General features: G+C 71.1%; 17 protein-coding genes and 1 tRNA gene. 7 read left to right on the forward strand and 11 right to left on the reverse strand.

Going from position 1 to position 19,701, the window contains the following annotated elements; genetic code table 11:
• Positions 1 to 27: 27 nt before the first annotated feature.
• On the forward strand, positions 28 to 861 hold the full coding sequence (locus tag ACIREE_RS28470) for a trans-aconitate 2-methyltransferase (RefSeq protein WP_404158009.1): 834 nt from the start codon (positions 28 to 30) through the stop codon (positions 859 to 861).
• Complete coding sequence (locus ACIREE_RS28475; protein WP_404158012.1) at positions 858 to 1,226, forward strand: hypothetical protein; 369 nt, start codon at positions 858 to 860, stop codon at positions 1,224 to 1,226. The genes ACIREE_RS28470 and ACIREE_RS28475 overlap by 4 nt, the downstream gene beginning before the upstream one ends.
• Positions 1,227 to 1,305: 79 nt before the next feature.
• On the opposite strand, the gene ACIREE_RS28480 is transcribed toward ACIREE_RS28475, so the two are convergent.
• Complete coding sequence (locus ACIREE_RS28480; RefSeq protein ID WP_404158014.1) at positions 1,306 to 1,998, reverse strand: TetR family transcriptional regulator; 693 nt, start codon at positions 1,996 to 1,998, stop codon at positions 1,306 to 1,308.
• A 12-nt stretch (positions 1,999 to 2,010) separates the two neighbouring features.
• Positions 2,011 to 3,003, reverse strand: a complete 993-nt coding sequence (locus ACIREE_RS28485) for an acyl-CoA desaturase (protein WP_404158017.1) — start codon at positions 3,001 to 3,003, stop codon at positions 2,011 to 2,013.
• 292 nt (positions 3,004 to 3,295) lie between these two features.
• Here ACIREE_RS28485 and ppc point away from each other — a divergent pair, with 292 nt between their 5' ends.
• Complete coding sequence (gene ppc, locus ACIREE_RS28490; RefSeq protein WP_404158019.1) at positions 3,296 to 6,034, forward strand: phosphoenolpyruvate carboxylase; 2,739 nt, start codon at positions 3,296 to 3,298, stop codon at positions 6,032 to 6,034.
• Positions 6,035 to 6,043: 9 nt separating this feature from the next.
• Here ppc and ACIREE_RS28495 read toward each other — a convergent pair whose 3' ends face one another.
• The 7 genes from ACIREE_RS28495 to ACIREE_RS28525 all read right to left on the reverse strand — a co-directional run bounded on the left by ACIREE_RS28495 (position 6,044) and on the right by ACIREE_RS28525 (position 11,679).
• Positions 6,044 to 6,496, reverse strand: coding sequence for a hypothetical protein (locus ACIREE_RS28495; protein ID WP_404158022.1), 453 nt, complete (start codon positions 6,494 to 6,496; stop codon positions 6,044 to 6,046).
• A gap of 61 nt (positions 6,497 to 6,557) precedes the next feature.
• Complete coding sequence (pth, locus tag ACIREE_RS28500; RefSeq protein WP_404158025.1) at positions 6,558 to 7,157, reverse strand: aminoacyl-tRNA hydrolase; 600 nt, start codon at positions 7,155 to 7,157, stop codon at positions 6,558 to 6,560.
• A 122-nt stretch (positions 7,158 to 7,279) separates the two neighbouring features.
• Complete coding sequence (locus tag ACIREE_RS28505) at positions 7,280 to 7,861, reverse strand: 50S ribosomal protein L25/general stress protein Ctc (protein WP_404158028.1); 582 nt, start codon at positions 7,859 to 7,861, stop codon at positions 7,280 to 7,282.
• 200 nt (positions 7,862 to 8,061) lie between these two features.
• Positions 8,062 to 9,039: a ribose-phosphate diphosphokinase gene (locus ACIREE_RS28510; RefSeq protein WP_404158031.1), complete on the reverse strand. Its 978-nt coding sequence runs from the start codon at positions 9,037 to 9,039 to the stop codon at positions 8,062 to 8,064.
• 116 nt (positions 9,040 to 9,155) lie between these two features.
• A complete protein-coding gene (gene glmU / locus ACIREE_RS28515) occupies positions 9,156 to 10,610 on the reverse strand; it encodes a bifunctional UDP-N-acetylglucosamine diphosphorylase/glucosamine-1-phosphate N-acetyltransferase GlmU (RefSeq protein ID WP_404158034.1) in 1,455 nt (484 codons plus the stop codon).
• 112 nt (positions 10,611 to 10,722) lie between these two features.
• A tRNA-Gln gene (locus ACIREE_RS28520) sits at positions 10,723 to 10,794 on the reverse strand.
• Between the two features lie 27 nt (positions 10,795 to 10,821).
• Complete coding sequence (locus ACIREE_RS28525; protein ID WP_404158037.1) at positions 10,822 to 11,679, reverse strand: hypothetical protein; 858 nt, start codon at positions 11,677 to 11,679, stop codon at positions 10,822 to 10,824.
• Between the two features lie 167 nt (positions 11,680 to 11,846).
• On the opposite strand from ACIREE_RS28525, the gene ACIREE_RS28530 reads away from it, so the two are divergent.
• Positions 11,847 to 13,181, forward strand: coding sequence for a sensor histidine kinase (locus ACIREE_RS28530; RefSeq protein ID WP_404158040.1), 1,335 nt, complete (start codon positions 11,847 to 11,849; stop codon positions 13,179 to 13,181).
• 93 nt (positions 13,182 to 13,274) lie between these two features.
• Here the strand turns inward: ACIREE_RS28530 and ACIREE_RS28535 are convergent, their stop codons facing one another.
• Positions 13,275 to 13,790, reverse strand: coding sequence for an SUKH-3 domain-containing protein (locus tag ACIREE_RS28535; protein ID WP_404158043.1), 516 nt, complete (start codon positions 13,788 to 13,790; stop codon positions 13,275 to 13,277).
• Positions 13,790 to 14,344 carry a YwqJ-related putative deaminase gene (locus ACIREE_RS28540; protein WP_404158046.1) on the reverse strand — a complete coding sequence of 185 codons (555 nt, stop codon included), beginning with the start codon at positions 14,342 to 14,344 and terminating at the stop codon, positions 13,790 to 13,792. The genes ACIREE_RS28535 and ACIREE_RS28540 overlap by 1 nt, the downstream gene beginning before the upstream one ends.
• Before the next feature lie 268 nt (positions 14,345 to 14,612).
• On the opposite strand from ACIREE_RS28540, the gene ACIREE_RS28545 reads away from it, so the two are divergent.
• From ACIREE_RS28545 to ACIREE_RS28555, 3 genes are all read left to right on the forward strand, one after another.
• Complete coding sequence (locus tag ACIREE_RS28545) at positions 14,613 to 15,608, forward strand: SMI1/KNR4 family protein (protein ID WP_404158049.1); 996 nt, start codon at positions 14,613 to 14,615, stop codon at positions 15,606 to 15,608.
• Positions 15,609 to 15,615: 7 nt separating this feature from the next.
• Positions 15,616 to 18,540, forward strand: coding sequence for an SUKH-4 family immunity protein (locus tag ACIREE_RS28550; RefSeq protein WP_404158051.1), 2,925 nt, complete (start codon positions 15,616 to 15,618; stop codon positions 18,538 to 18,540).
• Positions 18,541 to 18,616: 76 nt separating this feature from the next.
• Positions 18,617 to 19,612 (forward strand): LCP family protein, encoded by a 996-nt coding sequence (locus ACIREE_RS28555; RefSeq protein WP_404158054.1) that lies wholly within the window; start codon positions 18,617 to 18,619, stop codon positions 19,610 to 19,612.
• Positions 19,613 to 19,701 lie beyond the last annotated feature (89 nt).

Consider the following 19,701-nt stretch of genomic DNA (forward strand, 5'->3'; position numbering starts at 1 on the left):
AGATACGTGGGTGGGGACCCTGAGAACATGACGAGCACCTCTCCCACCTGGGACCCCCAGCAATATCTGCGCCACGCCGACCACCGCGGCCGCCCCTACGCCGATCTGCTCGCCCGCGTCCCCGCCCTGCCCCGCGAACCGGCCCGCGTCGCAGACCTGGGCTGCGGCCCCGGCAACGTCACGACGCTGCTCGCCGAGCGCTGGCCCACCGCGCACATCACCGGCTACGACAACTCGCCCGAGATGCTGGCCAGGGCCGAACCGTACGCGGGACCCACGACAGGCGGCGGCAGGCTCGACTTCGCGCATGCCGACGTAGCGCACTGGACGCCCACGGAGACGTACGACCTGATCGCCTCGAACGCGACACTGCAGTGGGTACCGGGACACGCCGACGCCTTCCCCCGACTGCTGGACGCGCTCGCGCCGGGCGGCACCTTCGCCTTCCAGGTCCCCGGCAACTTCGAGGCGCCCAGCCACGCCCTGATGCGAGAACTCGCCGAGTCCGGGCGCTGGCGGAGCCGCCTCGCGGGCGTGCTGCGACACGCCGACGCGGTGCTCACACCCACCGCCTACCTGGAACGGCTCGCGGACCTCGGCTGCGCGGTCGACGCGTGGGAGACGACGTACACGCATCTGCTGGCAGGCGCCGACCCAGTCCTGGACTGGGTCAAGGGGACCGGCCTGCGGCCCGTGCTCACCGCCCTCGCGGACGACCCCGAGGCGCGCGACGCGTTTCTCGCCGACTACCGCGACCTGCTGCGCGAGGCCTATCCGGCGACCGCGCACGGCACGGTGCTGCCGTTCCGCCGGATCTTCGTGGTGGCGGTCACATCGATCGAACCGGTCGAGCCGTCGTGATCGAGGCACTGGACCATGTCCAACTCGCCGCGCCCGTAAGCAGCGAAGCGCTTCTGCGCGCCTTCTACATCGATGTCCTCGGCATGACCGAGACGCCCAAGCCGCCGGCGCTCGGAGCGCGCGGCGGCTGCTGGTTCGAGGCGGCGGCGCAGGCGCGCGGGCCGGAGGGGTTGCCGCTTGGTGGGCGGCCGCGGGTCCGTCGTGGTTGCTCGCGCCCGCGCGGCGGAGCCGCAGATCGATACGGCCCCGCGCCCCTGAAGGCGCGGCTTCGCCGCAGCCTTCATCGATGGGATGCCGCACGAAGTGCGCATCCCAGGGGCGCGGGGAACTGCGCGACCAGCCACGAGGAGGGCGCGCTCGCGTGACGGCGGAACAACCCGCGGCGCGGGGGCGCGACCAGCCACGACGAAGGGCGCGCTCGCGTGACGGCGAAAATACCCGCGGCTAGCTCTTTCGGTGCCCTATGAGGCGCGGCCTCGGCTCCAGGCCGTCCAAGCCGTGCCACGCCAGATTGACCAGGTGCGCAGCAACCTCGGCCTTCTTCGGCTTGCGGGCGTCCAGCCACCACTGGCCGGTCAGCGCGACCATGCCGACCAGTGCCTGCGCGTACAGCGGGGCGAGCTTGGAGTCGAAGCCGCGGGCCTTGAACTCGCGCCCCAGGATGTCCTCGACCTGCGTAGCGATGTCGGAGATGAGGGAGGCGAAGGAGCCCGTGGACTGCGGGATGGGGGAGTCGCGGACGAGGATGCGGAAACCGTCCGTGTACTCCTCGATGTAGTCGAGGAGCGCGAACGCCGCCTGCTCGCACAGCTCGCGCGGGTGGCCGGCCGTCAGGGAGCCGGTGACCATGTCGAGGAGCTGGCGCATCTCCCGGTCCACGACGACCGCGTACAGGCCCTCCTTGCCGCCGAAGTGCTCGTACACCACCGGCTTGGAGACCCCGGCCTTCGCCGCGATCTCCTCCACCGATGTGCCCTCGAATCCCTTGGCGGCGAAGAGGGTGCGACCGACCTCCAGCAGCTGCTGGCGGCGGTCGGCCCCCGTCATCCGCGTACGGCGCGCACGCCGTGGCTTGTCGGGCCTGTCGCTGCTCGCATTGCTCGGGGTGCTTGAGTCGGTCGCCACGCAACCCATCATGCCGTGCCGGGGTCACACCGCGTCGGCGGCCTCAGTCCTGCGTCGCGCGGCGACCCGCTCCTTGGACGGCCAGCGCACGTCATGCGCCCAGCCCAGCTGCTCGAACCAGCGGATGAGGCGCGCCGAGGAGTCGACCTGGCCGCGCATCACGCCGTGCCGCGCCGACGTCGGGTCGGCGTGGTGCAGGTTGTGCCAGGACTCGCCGCAGGACAGGACGGCCAGCCACCACACGTTGCCCGAGCGGTCCCGGGACTTGAAGGGGCGCTTGCCGACCGCGTGGCAGATCGAGTTGATCGACCAGGTCACGTGGTGCAGCAGCGCCACCCGCACGAGCGAGCCCCAGAAGAACGCCGTGAACGCGCCCCACCACGACATCGTCACCAGGCCGCCGATCAGCGCCGGCAGGAACAGCGACAGCGCCGTCCAGGCGATGAACTGACGGGAGACCGCGCGGATCGCCGGGTCCTTGACCAGGTCCGGCGCGTACTTCTCCTGCGAGGTCTGCTCCTCGTTGAACATCCAGCCCATGTGCGCCCACCACAGGCCCTTCATCAGGGCCGGCACGGTCTCCCCGTACCGCCACGGCGAGTGCGGGTCACCCTCCGCGTCGGAGAACTTGTGGTGCTTGCGGTGGTCCGCGACCCAGCGGACGAGGGGGCCCTCCACCGCCATCGACCCGGCGACCGCCAGGGCGATGCGCAGCGGGCGCTTCGCCTTGAAGGAGCCGTGCGTGAAGTAGCGGTGGAAGCCGATCGTGATGCCGTGGCAGCCCAGGTAGTAGAAGAAGACGAGCAGCCCCAGATCGAGCCAGCTGACTCCCCAGCCCCACGCCAGCGGCACCGCCGCGAGGATGGCGAGGAACGGCACGGCGATGAACAGGAGCAGTGTGATCTGCTCCACGGAGCCTTTGCGCTCACCGCCGAGCGTCGCCGACGCCGGCGGGCCGGAGGAGGGTCCGGGCGCCCCCTCCGGGACGTCGTCGATCACATCGGAACGTGTGGCCATGAGAGTCCCCTGTAAGTCGAGGGTTGAGAGGGTCTGTGATGGGTCAGGAGATCAACGGAGATCCGCGGAAGAGAGCCTTCGTCATTCCTACGGTTCCGTAACTTACGGGGTCGTAAGCATCGCGGCGCGTAACCGGACGCCGCGAGGCCCCGGAGAGTGCCGAGAGCGCGGGCACATATCCTTGGTCACGGTCGGACAGCGCGGTCCGCTCTGAATCTCCACCCGGGACTACTACCCGGTTCCGGGGACTCCTCCCTCCAGACGAGCTTCACCACTGCAAGGAGCCGCACCTGTGAGCAGTGCCGACGAATCGACCGCCCCGACGAGCACCAGCGCCGAGCTGCGCGCCGACATCCGCCGTCTCGGTGATCTGCTGGGCGAGACCCTCGTACGACAGGAGGGGCCCGAGCTCCTCGAACTCGTGGAGAAGGTCCGCCGCCTGACGCGCGAGGACGGCGAGGCCGCCGCCGAGCTGCTGCGCGGAACCGAACTGGAGACCGCGGCCAAGCTGGTCCGCGCCTTCTCCACCTACTTCCACCTCGCCAACGTGACCGAGCAGGTGCACCGGGGCCGCGAGCTGCGCGCCAAGCGCGCCGACGAGGGCGGCCTGCTGGCCCGCACCGCGGACCGCCTCAAGGACGCCGACCCGGACCACCTGCGCGAGACCGTGCGGAACCTGAACGTGCGCCCCGTCTTCACGGCCCACCCGACCGAGGCCGCCCGGCGCTCCGTGCTGAACAAGCTGCGCCGGATCGCCACGCTCCTGGAGACCCCGGTCCTGGAGACCGACCGCCGCCGCTACGACACCCGCCTCGCCGAGAACATCGACCTGGTGTGGCAGACGGACGAGCTGCGCGTGGTGCGCCCCGAGGTCACCGACGAATCGCGGAACGCGATCTACTACCTCGACGAGCTGCACGCCGGCGCCGTCGGCGACGTCCTGGAGGACCTCACCGCCGAGCTGGAGCGCGTCGGCGTCACCCTCCCCGACGAGACCCGCCCGCTCACCTTCGGCACCTGGATCGGCGGCGACCGCGACGGCAACCCGAACGTCACCCCGCAGGTGACCTGGGACGTCCTGATCCTCCAGCACGAGCACGGGATCAACGACGCGCTCGACCTGATCGACGAGCTGCGCGGCTTCCTGTCGAACTCGATCCGCTACACCGGCGCCACCGAGGAGCTGCTCACCTCGCTCCAGTGCGACCTGGAGCGGCTGCCGGAGATCAGCCCCCGCTACAAGCGGCTGAACTCCGAGGAGCCCTACCGGCTCAAGGCGACCGCGATCCGGCAGAAGCTGGAGAACACCAAGGAGCGGCTCGCCAGGAACACCCCGCACGTCGACGGCCGCGACTACCTCGGCACCGGCGAACTGCTGCACGACCTCACCCTCATCCAGACCTCGCTGCGCGAGCACCGTGGCGGCCTCTTCGCCGACGGCCGGATGAACCGGACGATCCGCACGCTCTCCGCGTTCGGCCTGCAGCTGGCCACGATGGACGTGCGCGAGCACGCCGACGCCCACCACCACGCCCTCGGCCAGCTCTTCGACCGGCTCGGCGAGGAGTCCTGGCGCTACGCCGACATGCCCCGCGACTACCGCGGCAAGCTGCTCGCCAAGGAGCTCAGGTCGCGGCGCCCGCTCGCCCCGACCCCGGCGCCGCTCGACGCGGCCGGTGAGAAGACCCTCGGCGTGTTCCACACGGTGAAGAAGGCCCTCGACGTGTTCGGGCCCGAGGTCATCGAGTCGTACATCATCTCGATGTGCCAGGGCGCCGACGACGTACTCGCCGCGACCGTCCTCGCCCGCGAGGCCGGCCTCATCGACCTGCACGCGGGCTGGGCGAAGATCGGCATCGTGCCGCTCCTGGAGACGACGGACGAGCTCAAGGCCGCCGACACGATCCTGGAGGACATGCTCTCCGACCCGTCCTACCGGCGCCTCGTCGCGCTCAACGGGGACGTGCAGGAGGTCATGCTCGGCTACTCCGACTCCTCGAAGTTCGGCGGCATCACCACCTCGCAGTGGGAGATCCACCGCGCCCAGCGCCGCCTGCGCGACGTCGCCCACCGCTACGGCGTGCGCCTGCGCCTCTTCCACGGCCGCGGCGGCACCGTCGGCCGCGGCGGCGGCCCCTCGCACGACGCGATCCTCGCCCAGCCCTGGGGAACCCTGGAGGGCGAGATCAAGGTGACCGAGCAGGGCGAGGTGATCAGCGACAAGTACCTGGTGCCGTCGCTGGCCCGGGAGAACCTGGAGCTGACCGTCGCGGCCACTCTTCAGGCCTCCGCCCTGCACACCTCGCCGCGCCAGTCGGACGAGGCGCTGGCCCGCTGGGACGCCGCCATGGACGTCGTCTCGGACGCCGCGCACGGCGCGTACCGCAAGCTGGTCGAGGACCCGGACCTGCCGACGTACTTCGTCGCGTCCACGCCGGTCGACCAGCTCGCCGACCTGCACCTGGGCTCGCGGCCCTCCCGCCGCCCCGGCTCCGGCGTCTCGCTCGACGGGCTGCGCGCCATCCCGTGGGTCTTCGGCTGGACGCAGTCGCGGCAGATCGTGCCCGGCTGGTACGGCGTGGGCAGCGGGCTCAAGGCGCTGCGCGAGGCGGGCCTGGACAGCGTGCTCGACGAGATGCACGAGCGCTGGCACTTCTTCCAGAACTTCATCTCCAACGTCGAGATGACGCTCGCCAAGACCGACCTGCGCATCGCCCGGCACTACGTCGACACCCTCGTGCCCGACGAGCTCAAGCACGTCTTCGCCAACATCGAGACCGAGCACGAGCTGACCGTGCGCGAGGTGCTGCGCATCACCGGGGAGACCGAACTCCTGGACGCGCACCCGGTGTTGAAGCAGACCTTCGACATCCGGGACGCCTACCTCGACCCGATCTCCTACCTCCAGGTCGCCCTGCTCAAGCGGCAGCGCGACGCGGCCGCCGCCGGCCAGGAGCCCGACCCGACGCTCGCCCGCGCCCTGCTCCTCACGGTCAACGGTGTCGCCGCGGGTCTGCGCAACACCGGCTGACCGACCGCTCTAGACGAGGCTGACGGTGACGAACGCCGCCGTCAGCAGAGCGAATCCGGCGTCTGACGTGATCCACGCCAGGCGCCGGTTCAGCATTCCGCCCGCGAGCACCACGGACGCGAGCAGCAGCGCACCGCCCAGCGGTATCCAGGCATTGAAGAAGCCGGCTGTCCCCGAGCGCACCGCTCGCCGCGTGCCCGGCTCGACGACCACGGGAACACGGGCGCCCTTCTTCACGCCGACCGAGCGCCGCATCGACACGTCCGCGCCGCCGCCCGAGGCCAGCGGTCCGCTGCACGTACTGCCCGCGCACCGTGCCACCACCAGCTCACCGTGCTGGCGACCCTTGGGGAACACCACGTGCTGCGCCGAACCCCACGACGCCCAGAACCCGGCCACCACGAGGAGCAGGGCGAGGGCCAACGCCGCCACCCGCCGGGACACCGACATCGCTGAAGCCATGGCCGTGATCTTTGGCCATGCATACGCGTACGGTCAACACCCGGCGCCTGTCCGGAAGGTGTCAGGAGTTGTACGACGACTGCGCGCGCTCCAGGCCCTCGATGACGAGCGCCTCCACCGCGTCGGTCGCCCGGTCCACGAAGTAGTCCAGTTCCTTGCGCTCCGTGGACGAGAAGTCCTTGAGGACGAAGTCCGCGACCTGCATCCGCCCCGGCGGCCGGCCGATCCCGAACCGCACCCGGTGGTAGTCGGGCCCCATCGCCTTGGTCATCGACTTCAGCCCGTTGTGCCCGTTGTCGCCGCCGCCCAGCTTCAGGCGCAGCACCCCGTAGTCGATGTCCAGCTCGTCGTGGACGGCCACGATCCGCGCCGTCGGCACCTTGTAGAAGTCGCGCAGCGCCGTCACCGGGCCGCCGGAGACGTTCATGTACGACATCGGCTTCGCCAGGATCACCCGGCGGCTCGCGGGGCCGGGCGGACCGATCCGGCCCTCCACGATCTGGGCCTGCCCCTGCCCCTTCGTTGCCCGCTTGAACTTGGCGCCCATCCGCCGCGCCAGCAGATCGGCGACCATGAAGCCGACGTTGTGCCGGTTCATCGCGTACTCGGGGCCCGGGTTGCCGAGCCCGGCGATCAGCCAGGGAGCGTTCTCGTCGGACATGCACATTCCTCACGCGCGTACGTACGGGACGACGGTGGAGCCGGATAGGAACAGCCGGATACAGCGGTACGGGGTGGCAGGCCGCGCCCACCACCCCGTACGACGGCTCAGAAGCCGAAGGCTCAGGCCTCCGCGGACTCGTCGCCCTCGGCGGCGGCCTCTTCGGCCTGCGCGGCCAGGACCTGCAGCACGATGGCGTCCTCGTCGACGGCGAGCGTGGTGCCGGCCGGCAGCTTGATGTCCTTGGCGTGCACGGCGTCACCGGCGTCCAGGCCCGCGATCGAGATGACGACCGACTCGGGGATGTGCGTGGCCTCGGTCTCGACGGCCAGCGTGTTCAGGACGTACTCGAGCAGGTTGCTGCCCGCGGCGAGCTCGCCCTCGGCGACGATCGGGAGCTCGACGGTGACCTTCTCGCCGAGCTTCACGAGGAGCAGGTCGACGTGCTCGATGAAGCCCTTGAGGGCGTCACGCTGCACGGCCTTGGGGATGACCAGCTGGGTCCCGCCGTCGAGGTCCAGGGAGAGCAGGACGTTCGGCGTACGCAGGGCGAGCTGCAGCTCGTGGCCCGGCAGCGTGATGTGGATCGGGTCGCCACCGTGACCGTAGACGACGCCGGGAACCTTGTTCTCGCGGCGGATGCGGCGGGCGGCGCCCTTGCCGAACTCGGCACGGATCTCGCTGGCGAGCTTGACCTCGGACATGTGCTCTCAACTCCTCGTAGAACTGGGGAAAACCAGAGAAAAAGGTCACCCGGCCACGAAACGGCCTGCTACGAAGAGCGCGTCGATAACGGATCGCCGTACAGAAAAGTACGGCCTCCCTCGCCGAGCAACTTTGGCAGTCTACTCGGCGAGGGAGGCCGTACCCAAATGGATCTTCAGTGCGCGGATCCTCCAGAGGATCAGGCTTCGCCCTCGAAAAGGCTGGTGACCGAGCCGTCCTCGAAGACCTCACGCACGGCGGAGGCGATCGTCGGGGCGATCGACAGGACCGTGATCTTGTCGAGCTCCAGCTCGTTCGGCGTCGGCAGCGTGTTCGTGAAGACGAACTCGCTCACCTTCGAGTTCTTCAGACGGTCGGCGGCCGGGCCGGACAGCACACCGTGCGTGGCCGTCACGATGACGTCCTCCGCGCCGTGCGCGAACAGCGCGTCCGCGGCGGCGCAGATCGTGCCACCCGTGTCGATCATGTCGTCGACCAGGACGCAGACGCGGCCCTTCACGTCACCGACGACCTCGTGCACGGTGACCTGGTTGGCGACATCCTTGTCGCGGCGCTTGTGCACGATCGCCAGCGGAGCGCCGAGACGGTCGCACCAGCGGTCGGCGACGCGCACGCGGCCGGCGTCGGGGGAGACAACGGTCAGCTTCGACCGGTCCACCTTCGCGCCCACGTAGTCCGCCAGGATCGGCAGCGCGAACAGGTGGTCCACCGGGCCGTTGAAGAAGCCCTGGATCTGGTCCGTGTGCAGGTCCACGGTGAGGATCCGGTCGGCACCCGCGGTCGCCATGAGGTCCGCGATCAGACGCGCCGAGATCGGTTCACGTCCGCGGTGCTTCTTGTCCTGCCGCGCGTAACCGTAGAACGGCACGATGACGGTGATGGAGCGGGCCGACGCACGCTTCAGCGCGTCGATCATGATCAACTGCTCCATGATCCACTTGTTGATCGGAGCCGTGTGGCTCTGGATCAGGAAGCAGTCGGCACCGCGAGCGGACTCCTGGTAGCGGACGTAGATCTCACCGTTGGCGAAATCGAAAGCCTTGGTCGGAACGATCCCGACACCGAGCTGGTGCGCGATCTCCTCCGCAAGCTCAGGGTGGGCGCGGCCAGAGAAGAACATCATCTTCTTCTCGCCCTGCGTCTTCATCCCGGTCACAGCACTGTCTCCTCAGACGAGTTCGTCCGCCGCGGCTGCCCGCGCGTCATAGCAGCGAGCCAGGCGAATCGTGAGCATCTATCACGGTACGCCGTGTCGGACGCACCTGTTTCCGGTCAGCCTTCGCTACCCGGCTCCCGAGTGGCCGCCTCCGCCGCCTTCGCGGCCGCGCTCCCCGGACGCTTGCGGGCCACCCAACCCTCGATATTCCGTTGCTGGCCCCGGGCCACGGCCAGTGAACCGTCAGGCACATCCTTCGTGATGACCGAGCCGGCGGCGGTGTACGCACCGTCCCCGACCGTGACAGGCGCCACAAACATGTTGTCCGCGCCGGTCCTGCAATGCGACCCGATCGACGTGTGGTGCTTGTCCTGACCGTCGTAGTTCACGAAGACGCTCGCCGCACCGATATTGGTGAAGTCGCCGATCGTCGCGTCCCCCACGTAGGACAGGTGCGGCACCTTCGTGCCCTCACCGATCGTCGCCTTCTTCAACTCGACGTACGTACCGACCTTCGACTTGAGGCCGAGCCGCGTACCGGGACGGAGATAGGCGAACGGCCCGACGCTCGCCTGCTGGCCGATCTCGGCGCCGTCGGAGACCGTGTTGTCCACCCGGGCGCCGGCGCCCACCGTGGTGTCCGTGAGGCGCGTGTTGGGGCCGACCACGGCGCCCTCGCCGAGATGCGTCGCACCGTGCAGCTGCGTGCCCGGCAGAATCGTCGCGTCACGGTCGAAGGTCACCGTCACGTCGACGAACGTGCTCGCCGGGTCGACGACCGTGACGCCGTCGAGCATCGCGCGCTCGAGAAGACGGTCGTTGAGAGTGCGGCGCGCCTCGGCGAGCTGCACGCGGTTGTTGATACCGGCGATCTCGCGGTGGTCGCGGGCCACGGACGCACCGACCCGGTGCCCGGCCGCGCGCAGGATCCCCAGCACGTCCGTGAGGTACTCCTCGCCCTGACTGTTGTCCGTACGCACCTTCTTCAGGGCGTCGGCGAGCAGCCGGCCGTCGAACGCGAAGACGCCCGAGTTGATCTCGGTGATCGCGCGCTGCGCCTCGGTGGCGTCCTTGTGCTCGACGATCCCGGTCACGGCGCCGGAGACGGCCTCACGGACGATGCGGCCGTAGCCGGTCGCGTCCGGCACGTCGGCGGTCAGCACGGTCACCGCGTTGCCGTCGGCGGTGTGCGTGGCGGCCAGCGCGGTCAGGGTCTCGCCGGTCAGCAGCGGAGTGTCGCCGCACACGACCACGACGGTCCCGTCGAGAGCGCCCTCGGGGGCCAGCCCCTCCAGGCCCATCCGCACGGCGTGCCCCGTGCCGTTCTGCTCGGCCTGCACGGCGGTACGTGCCCCGTCGTCGACGGCGCTCACGTGCGCGGCGACCTTCTCGCGCTCGTGCCCCACGACCACGACGAGCCGCTCGGGGTCCAACTCCCGCGACGCGGCCAGCACATGGCCGACCAGCGAGCGGCCACAGAGATCGTGCAGGACTTTGGGAGTGGCCGATTTCATACGGGTGCCCTCACCCGCTGCGAGAACGACGACGGCGGCCGGGCGGTTGGCGCTCACGGGTGTGTCCTTCGGCTTCGAAATGGGGTGGACATCCGCAGGATACCGGGGCGTTCGAAGGGGGAAATGAGGGCGGGGCCCGACCGATGGTCGGGCCCCGAACCGAGCGCGGCTCCCCCGCCAGGACTTGAACCCGGACAGATGGCACCAAAAGCCACAGTGCTGCCAATTACACCACGGGGGATCATTAAGGCCTAAACCGGACATTACGTCAGGTGGTCGGCCGGGCCCCCAACACTATGCCGCACCAAGAGCCTTCGATGCGACGGTACAGGTCCGATCCCTGGCGCACCCTGATGCCGAGGCAGCCGCGATACTCGGCTCCCGTGTTTTTGCGGACGGTTGCGGGGTTGTGTCTCTTGAGCACCGTCTTGGCGAGGTCGTGTTCGTCAATGCCGAGGATGTCGGCCCAGTAGCGCTCGGCGCCGCTCACGTCGGCCGACTCGTGGATCATGACCCGGCAGTGCAGGCGGCCGCGGTCCACGCCCAGAAGGTCGAGCCATGCGAGGAACACGGTGATCATGCCCGGATCGCTGTTCACGAATTCCACGATCTCGCGACGCTTGTGCGGTTTATCTTTGGTTCCCTCAGCCCAGTAGAGGCCGACGCCCACAAGGAAGAGTTCGCGGTCGGTGATCCCGCCGATCGCACGAGCGGCGGTCTGCTTGGTCGCCCGACGCTCCTCGTCCTGTGCCGTCCGCAACTTCGTCAGTCCGGCATTCATCCGGGCCCGCTGCTCCTCAGGAGTGCAGCGCGGCTCCGGGACGGGCAGGTCTCGCACCCAGAGCGAGACGGAACTCTTCGAGCAGCCCAATTCGGCCTGGATCTCGTTGTACGTCCGGCCGCTGAGGCGCAACTCGCGCGCCCGTTCCCGTAGGCCGTCCTTCGCTCTCGGGCGTTTGGTCCACTCCGCGGGGGGTTCGCCCCGCACGAGGCGGCCCAGAACCTCCTTGTTGCGGACCCCGAGCTCGTCGGCGATCCGGTGGAGGCTCGCTCCTTCGCGGCGCAGCTGCACCGCCCTCCTTCGTAGCCCCTCGAAATCCGCGTACTTGCCTTTGGCGTGTGTCATAGGCACAGGCTGCGCCGGAATGTCGGCGTCCGGGGGCGGCAGTGATCGCTGGTCAGCCGTTCGAGGGATACCGGTGGGTTTCGCATCTGTTCGATTACGGGGAGTGGTGTAGGCCAGTTAGTAAAACTCGCCGGAAAACGGGCGGTGCGCGCCCGTAGGCTGGAGGCATGACCGCGACGGGGGAAGTTCACCGAGCCACGGCCGGGGGGCCGTGGTGGTGGGAGCGGTGGCGCAGTGCCGGGCTCGATGTGGGGCTCGCGGCGGCGTCTGCCGTGGAGTGTGCGTTCGAGGGTGTGCCGTTCGCGCACAAGGCAGGGCTGCCCGTATGGATGGGGATCGTCTTCGGGGTGCTGACCGGCGGGACGCTGCTGTTGCGGCGGCGCTGGCCGATCGCCGTGGTGCTGGTCTCGGTGGCGGTGACGCCGGCGCAGATGGGCATCATGCTCACCGTCGTCGGGCTGTACTCGCTGGCCGCCTCCGAGATGCCGCGCCGGATCATCGGGGCGCTGGCCGGGATGTCGTTCGTCGGGACGCTGATCGTCTCGGTGGTCCGGGCGCAGCAGGACATGGTGCAGAGCGACCGGTTCCAGGTCGGCGGCTGGTTCGTGCCCTTCGTGGCGATCACCACGTCGCTGGGGGTGACGGCGCCGCCGTTGCTGCTCGGGCTGTACGTGGGTGCGCGGCGGCGGTTGATGGAGTCGTTGCGGGAGCGGAACGAGTCGCTGGAGCGGGAGTTGTCGCTGCTCGCGGAGCGGGCCGAGGAGCGGGCCGAGTGGGCGCGGGGCGAGGAGCGGACCCGGATCGCGCGCGAGATGCATGACGTGGTGGCGCACCGGGTGTCGCTGATGGTGGTGCATGCGGCGGCGTTGCAGGCGGTGGCCAGGAAGGACCCCGAGAAGGCGGTGAAGAACGCGGCGCTGGTCGGGGACATGGGCAGACAGGCGCTGACGGAGCTGCGGGAGATGCTCGGGGTGCTGCGGGCCGGGGATCCGGTGCCGGAGCGTGGTGGCCGGGCGGTGCATGCGGTGCCGTTGGCGGCGGTGGGGATGGCGGCGGCCGCGGCGGCGTCCCGGGCCGAGGCGGAGGAGGCCGGGGCGGTGGAGGGCGGCCCGTGTCTGGCCGACCTCGACGAGTTGGTGGGGCAGTCCCGGGAGGCCGGGATGGTGGTGGAGATGACGTGGGAGGGGGAGGCGCGGGGGTACGCCGCGGTGGTGGAGCAGACCGCGTACCGGGTGGTGCAGGAGGCGCTGACGAACGTGCACAAGCACGCGGCCGGGGCGAAGACGTACGTGCGCCTCGCGCACCGGGGCGCGGAGGTGGCGATGCAGGTGGAGAACGAGCCGCCGCCGGTGCTGTCGGACGCGTCGGCGGCGGGGTTGCCGTCGGGTGGGAACGGGCTGGTCGGGATGAAGGAGCGGGTCGCCGGGATCGGCGGGGTGTTCGTGTCCGGGCCGACGGACGCGGGCGGTTACCGGGTCTCGGCGGTCCTTCCGGCGGCGTAGGGCCTGGCCCTCCTCAGGCGCCCCGGCTGTACAGGCAGCGCCCCGGGCCTTGGACGCCCGGGTTCCGGACGCCCTGGCCTGGACCCTCAGCCCTCAGTCGCCCGTGATCGCCTGGAGGCGGGGCGGCTGGGCGCCGGTGATCAGGGTTTCCAGGGCCTGGTCGATGCCGGGGCCGAGGTACCAGTCGCCGCTGTGGTCGAGGGCGTAGACGCGCCCCTCCGTGTCGATGGCCAGCAGGGCTTCCGTGCCGGACTCCGCGCCGAGCGGGCTCACCTCGGTGTCGAGGGCGCGGCCGAGGTCGCCGAGGGTGCGGGCCATGTGGAGGCCGTGCAGGGGATCGAGGTGCGGCTGGACCGGCGCTATCTGGCGGCCGGGGCCCGTGGGTGTGAGATGCAGGCCGCCGAACTCGGCCCAGGCCTCCACCGCCGCGGGGAAGACGGCGTGCCGGTGGCCTGCAGGGGAGACGTGGGTGCGCAGCGCGTCCGCCCAGAACTCGGCCTGCTTGATGTCCCAGCGTCCGGGCTGCCAGCCGGCGGCCCGCAGTGTGGCGTCGACGGTGCCGGTGAAGCGGGTGTTCGAAGTGCGGTCCACGGGTGCGGAGTTCGGCATCAGTGGGCGGCCTCGCTGTCCTCGGTGTCTGCGGTGGGGTCTACTACGCGCACGCCGAAGTGGGCGGTGAGCGCGGCGCAGGCGCGGCAGGGCCGGGCGAAGCCGCCGTGCAGCGGGTCGCCGTCCTCGCGGATGCGCCGGGTGGTCAGTTTGGCGTGTTTGAGGGCTTTGCGGGCCTCGCTCATCGTCATGGGTCTGCGCCGGGCGCGCTTGGACTTCTCGCCGCGTTCGGTGTCCGTGGCCGCGAGCCGGCGCGAGATGAGGATGGTCTCGGCGCAGCGTCCGGTGAACCGGTCGCGCTGTGCGCTCGTCAGCGTGTCCAGGAAATCCTGCACCAACGGGTGCAGGGCGGGCGCCAGTTCGCCGCGGGCGGCGGTGGATGTGAGTGTGCTGCCGCGTACCGAGAGCGCGGCGGCGACGGCGGGCAGGATGCCGTCGCGGCGTCCGCGCAGTACGGGAACGTCGGTGGAATCGGTGGCGCTCCAACCGACGCGCGGGTCGTCGCCGGACGGCGCGTCCGTGGCTGCGGATGGCTCTGCGGTACCGCTGTGCATGTGGTGCTTCCCCTCCTGCAATCCCCCAGGTTGCCTGCACAGAGTGCCAAATGGGGCGGCTGGTTCGGAAGCCGGTACCCGCCGACACGCCCGATCGTCACGGGGTGGTGACACTGGGGTGACTGCTGGTCATGGAACCGGAGGGCCGGTGACCCGTGTCGTACAACCGCATAGGCTGTCGTTGTCCGCGATCGATACGTGTCAAAAAGCAGAGCACGAGTTCGGTACGGAACAAGAACCGTCAACAGCGCCGCAGGGGGCAACCGCCATGACGACAGGTCGGCTCGGGCAGCAGGCCGCGCCGCCGAACGCGGCCTATGCCGGGCAGGTAGTGAACTTCCCTGACCCGGTCCGCGCCGCCCGGCACCCGCGAGGGGTGCGGGTGGACGGCGACGGCTACCCGGACTTCTCGGCGTACGCGCGGGCCGCGGCCGAGATCGCGGAGCCGCCCCAGGGCTTCGGCGTCGACGAGTTGCGCCTCACGGACTATGTGTCGGCGAACGCCGCGCTTGCCGCGTCCGGGCACGAGCTGTGGGACACGATCCCGGCGGTGGCGACGCCGCACGGCTGGACCTGGCACCACGTCCGTGGATCGCGCCGCCTGGAGCTGGTGCCCGTAGAGGTGAAGGCGTTGCTGCGCCATCACGGCGGTCTCGCGACGGCGGCCGTGGACCAGCACAAGCGGGGCACGCGCCCGTTGCAGGACACCCGGCCCGCGCATTTCGCGCTGCCGAAGTCGGCGGTGGCGGTGACCGAGCAGCAGGTGCTCGGCGTGGAAGAGGATCTGGGGTACCGGCTGCCGGGCGCCTACCGGTCCTTCCTGAAGGCGGGTGGCGGTTGCGCGCCCGTCGGGGCCGCGCTCGACGCCGAGCTGGGTCTCCTGATCGACCAGCCGTTCTTCACGGTGCGCGACGAGGCCGCGGTCAACGATGTGCTCTACGTCAACAAATGTCTGCGTGATCACCTGACGAAGGACTACTTGGCGGTCGGTTTCGTGCAGGGCGGCATCCTCGCCGTGAAGGTGCGGGGCGCCGCGACCGGTTCCGTGTGGTTCTGCGCGTACGACGACGCGCGGGACGGCGGTGACGCGGCCGGCTGGTCGGCCGCCGAGCGCGTGGAGCGGCTGCTGCTCCCGTGCGGGGACGACTTCGATGTGTTCCTGTCCCGGCTGGCCGGTAATCCCCCGGAGTTGGAGACGGTGGCGAACTTGATGGTGGACGGCGGGTTCGCGAACGCCGTGCCGACGAACGCGGACGAGGGGTGAAGGTCCGATGGTGACGTTCGCGCAGGCGCAGGAGCGCGCCGAGGAATGGATCAACGGGGATGTGCCCGCCTACCAGCACCGTGAGGTGCGGGTGCGGGAGTTCGAGCTGGGCTTCGTGGTCTGGGCGGAGGACCGGGAGACCGGTCCGGTCTCCGACGGCGGTCGTCAGCGGCTCGTGCTCGCGCGGGACAGCGGTGAGGCCACGCTGTGGCCTTCGCTGCCCGTGGGTGAGGTGATCCGGCGGTACGAGGAGGAGTACGGGCTGCCGGACGGCCCGGCCGAGCCTGCCGCTCCGCGGCCGCCCGAGCGGGTGGACCTGAACCAGACGTCGTTCCTGCTGAGTCCGCCGGAGTGGTTGCAGGAGGCGGCGGACAAGCTGGGAATCCCGGACCGGCGCGAGTCGTCTTCGTCGACGCCCTCGACGCCACCGAGTCCTTCGGCTCCCTCGACTCCCTCCGCTGTGCCGCCTGCCACGCCCTCGCCGGCGGCTCCGGTCGCTCCGGCTCCGGCGCGGGCCGCCGCCGAGCCGCAGGATTCCGTTCCCGCCGCGCCCGAGGGCGCGACGCCGTGGGCAGGTACGGACACGAACGGCGCGGGCGACGAGGAGGACCGCTCGGTGCCGTTGCCCGAGACGGTGTTCTCGCCGCCGCTGTCCGAGGACATGCCGCCGCCCGGCGTCACCCCTGAGGCGAAGACCGCGCTGATCTCCGGCGGCAGCCGGTTGCCGCGAACGGCGGAGAGCCCCTCGCTGGGCGGTCCCCCCGCCCCGACGTACGGCTACCCGCAGGGGCCCGGCGGCTCCAACACGCCGCCGCCTCCGGGTGGTTCGACGCCGCTGCCTCCGCCGGGCGCGCCGCAGTACGGGTACCCGCAGGGGCCTGCCGGTTCCAACGTGCCGCCGTCGGCGCCTGGTTCGGCCCCGTCGCCCGTTCCGGGTGCGCCCTTGCCGCCGCCGGCGCCGGGTTCGGCCGTGCCGGGTACGCCGCCGGCTGCTCCGGGTGCTCCGCAGTACGGGTATCCGCAGGGGCCTGCCGGTTCCAACGTGCCGCCGCCGGCGCCGGGTTCGGCCCCGCTACCCGTTCCGGGTGCGCCCTTGCCGCCTCCGGCGCCGGGTTCGGCCGTGCCGGGTACGCCGCCGGCTGCTCCGGCTGCTCCGCAGTACGGGTATCCGCAGGGGCCTGCCGGTTCCAACATGCCGCCGTCGGCGCCGGGTTCGGCCCCGCTGCCCGTTCCGGGTGCGCCCTTGCCGCCTCCGGCGCCGGGTTCGGCCGTGCCGGGTACGCCGCCGCCTGCTCCGGGTGCGCCGCAGTACGGGTACCCGCAGGGGCCCGGCGGCTCCCACACCCCGCCGCCGTCCGGTCCCGCGCGGGATGCCGCCGGGCGGCCGCTCGCGCCCGGGGCCGGGGACATCGCGGACGTCGCCACCAGCAAGGCCCAGCCGCCGCATCGTGGTGGCGGGCAGACTCCACCGCCGCCGGGTGCGCCCGGTGTGCCCGGTGCTCCGGCGGGCGGCTACGTCCCGACGCAGCTTGTGTCCTCGCTCGGTCCCGACGGGCAGCCGCAGGCCCCGGGCGCGCCCACCGCGCCGAGGCCGCCCGGCAGTACGCCCCCGCCCCCCGGCGGCATGCACCACGCGGCGACGATACTCTCCGGACCTGCCGTCGGCGCCCCGGGCGGGCAGGCACCGCCGCCGCCGGGACCGCCCGGCGTCCCGGGCGCACCGCAGCAGCCCGCCGCGCCGAGGCCGCCGGGCAGCACGCCCCCGCCGCCCGGCGGTACCGGTGGCGGAGCCCATCACGCGGCGACGATGCTCGCGGGACCTGGCCCGCAGGCTCCGCAGGGCCCCGTCGGGCCGCCGCCCGGCGCGATGCCTCCGCCCACGCCGGGGCAGCAGATCCCCGGCGGCCCGCCCCCGGCGGCGTACGGCTACCCGCAGCAGGCGGCGCCGCCGATGGGCCAGCCGACCGTGGGCCCGGGGTACCAGGCCGTGCTGCGCTACCGCGCGCCCGACGGCTCCGAGCAGCAGCTCATCCGGCGTTCCGCGCCGGGTACGCCGCACCCGGAGTGGCAGATCTTCCACGAGCTGCGCGGCATGAACATCCCGGCGGACCAGGTACTCGAACTCCACACGGAGCTGGAGTCCTGCGCGCTGCCGGGCGCGTACTGCTCGCGCATGATCAAGGAGCAGTGGCCGCAGGCGCGGATCACGTCGATCGCGCCGTACGGCACGGATCACGCGTCCCGCCAGCAGGGCATGCAGCAACTCATCGCGCACCAGGGTGAGTTGCACCAGGTCGCCGACGGCCCGGCGCGTCCGGCGCCGGTCCGCGCGCCGCTGCCGCCCGCGCAGCCCGCGCCGCCGGTCCCGCCGGAGGGCATCGCGCAGGAGCTGGCCGCCGCGTTCGGGCCCGGGGTGTTCCGGTTCGACCAGCGGGCCGTGTCGCGGCAGGGCGTCCCGGACGTCGTGGCGCACACGCTCGTCGTGGCCGGTCTGCCCGCGGACTTCGGGCCGTTCTTCTGGGCGCAGGCCCAGCCGGGCCGCCCGGTGCCGACGCTGGCCGAGCTGGCGCAGGAGCGCGGGGTGCAGCCGGCGCCGGACGCGGGCTCGTACCTCGTCATGGGCAGCGATTTCGGCAAGGCGGTCTGCGTCCAGTACGGGACGGCGAACATTGTGGCCGTGCCGGTCGAGGCGGGTCCCGGTGGTGGGCCCGTGCCGCCGCAGTTCGTGAACAGCGGGCTGCCGGAGTTCGCGCGCTCGCTCGGGCTGCTCGGCCGGATGTGGCGGCTGCGCTACGGCCTCAACCAGGAGCAGGCGGGCCGTTGGACCGTCGACTTCCAGGCACAGCTGAACGGGATCGACCCGGCGGCGCTCGGCTCGCCCGAGACCTGGTGGTCGGTGCTGCTCGAACAGATGTGGGACGGCCTGCTGTAGCCACGTAGGCCGATAAGGGCATGCGCGCCGGGGCGCTCGACCTGCGGGATCGGTCGGGCGCCCCGATCATGCGCTCATGGCGGGCACACGGACGCGGACCGGAACGGCGAAGAGACGGCGCTGGCCCAGGCGCGTCCTGCTGACGGTGCTCGTGGTGCTCGTGCTGCTCGTCGGATACGGCACCGGGCTCTATTTCTGGGCGGATTCGCGGCTGCGGACCACGGACGCCTTCACCGACTTCGACGGCCGTCCGACGGCGGGCAAGGGCACGGACTGGCTGCTCGTCGGCTCGGACTCGCGCGCGGACCTGACGCCCGAACAGCGCAAGGAACTGCATGTCGGCAACGACCAGGGCCTGAACACCGACACGATCATGATCCTGCACTACGGGGGCAGCGGCCCGTATCTGATCTCGATCCCGCGCGACTCGTACGTACCGATCCCGGGCCACGGCACGAACAAGATCAACGCGGCGTACGCGCTCGGCGGCGCGAAGCTGCTCACGCGGACCGTCGAGCAGGCGACGGGGCTGCGCCTCGACCACTACGCGGAGATCAACTTCCTGGGTCTGGTGGATGTCGTCGACTCCCTCGGCGGCGTCACCCTGTGCGTACCGGACGGCGGTCTGCACGACGAGAAGTCCGGCGCCGACTTCGACGCGGGATGTCAGCACATGGGCGGGGTCCAGGCGCTGCAGTACGCGCGGGCCCGTTACTCCGACCCGAAGGGCGACCTGGGCCGGGTCGAGCGCCAGCAGCAGTTGGTCAACGCGATCGCCGACAAGGCGCTGAGCCCGGCGGTGCTGGTCCCGCCGTGGAAGCTGATCCCGTTCCTGAGCGCCTCGCTCGACGCGCTCACCGTCGACCCCGGCACCGGTATCGGCGCGCTGGCGACGATGGGCCGAAAGGTGTCCGGTCTGTCCGGCCATTCCGGGACGACGACCGTGCCGGTGGCGAGCGAACCGTATGTTTCCGGGGCGGGCGATGTCGTCGAGTGGAACCGGAGCGAGGCCGAAGAACTCTTCGCGGCGCTACGCGCCGACACCGCGATTCCGACTTTCGACACCAATTGACGCATCCTTGGCCGAGTAGGTCGGGCGGTGTGTCACGTGTGTCGCGTTATGGACGCTTCCGCTTGATCCATCAAGATGTGCGCCAATCA

Source organism: Streptomyces sp. NPDC102467 (genome assembly GCF_044765445.1).
Classification (GTDB): Bacteria; Actinomycetota; Actinomycetes; order Streptomycetales; family Streptomycetaceae; genus Streptomyces.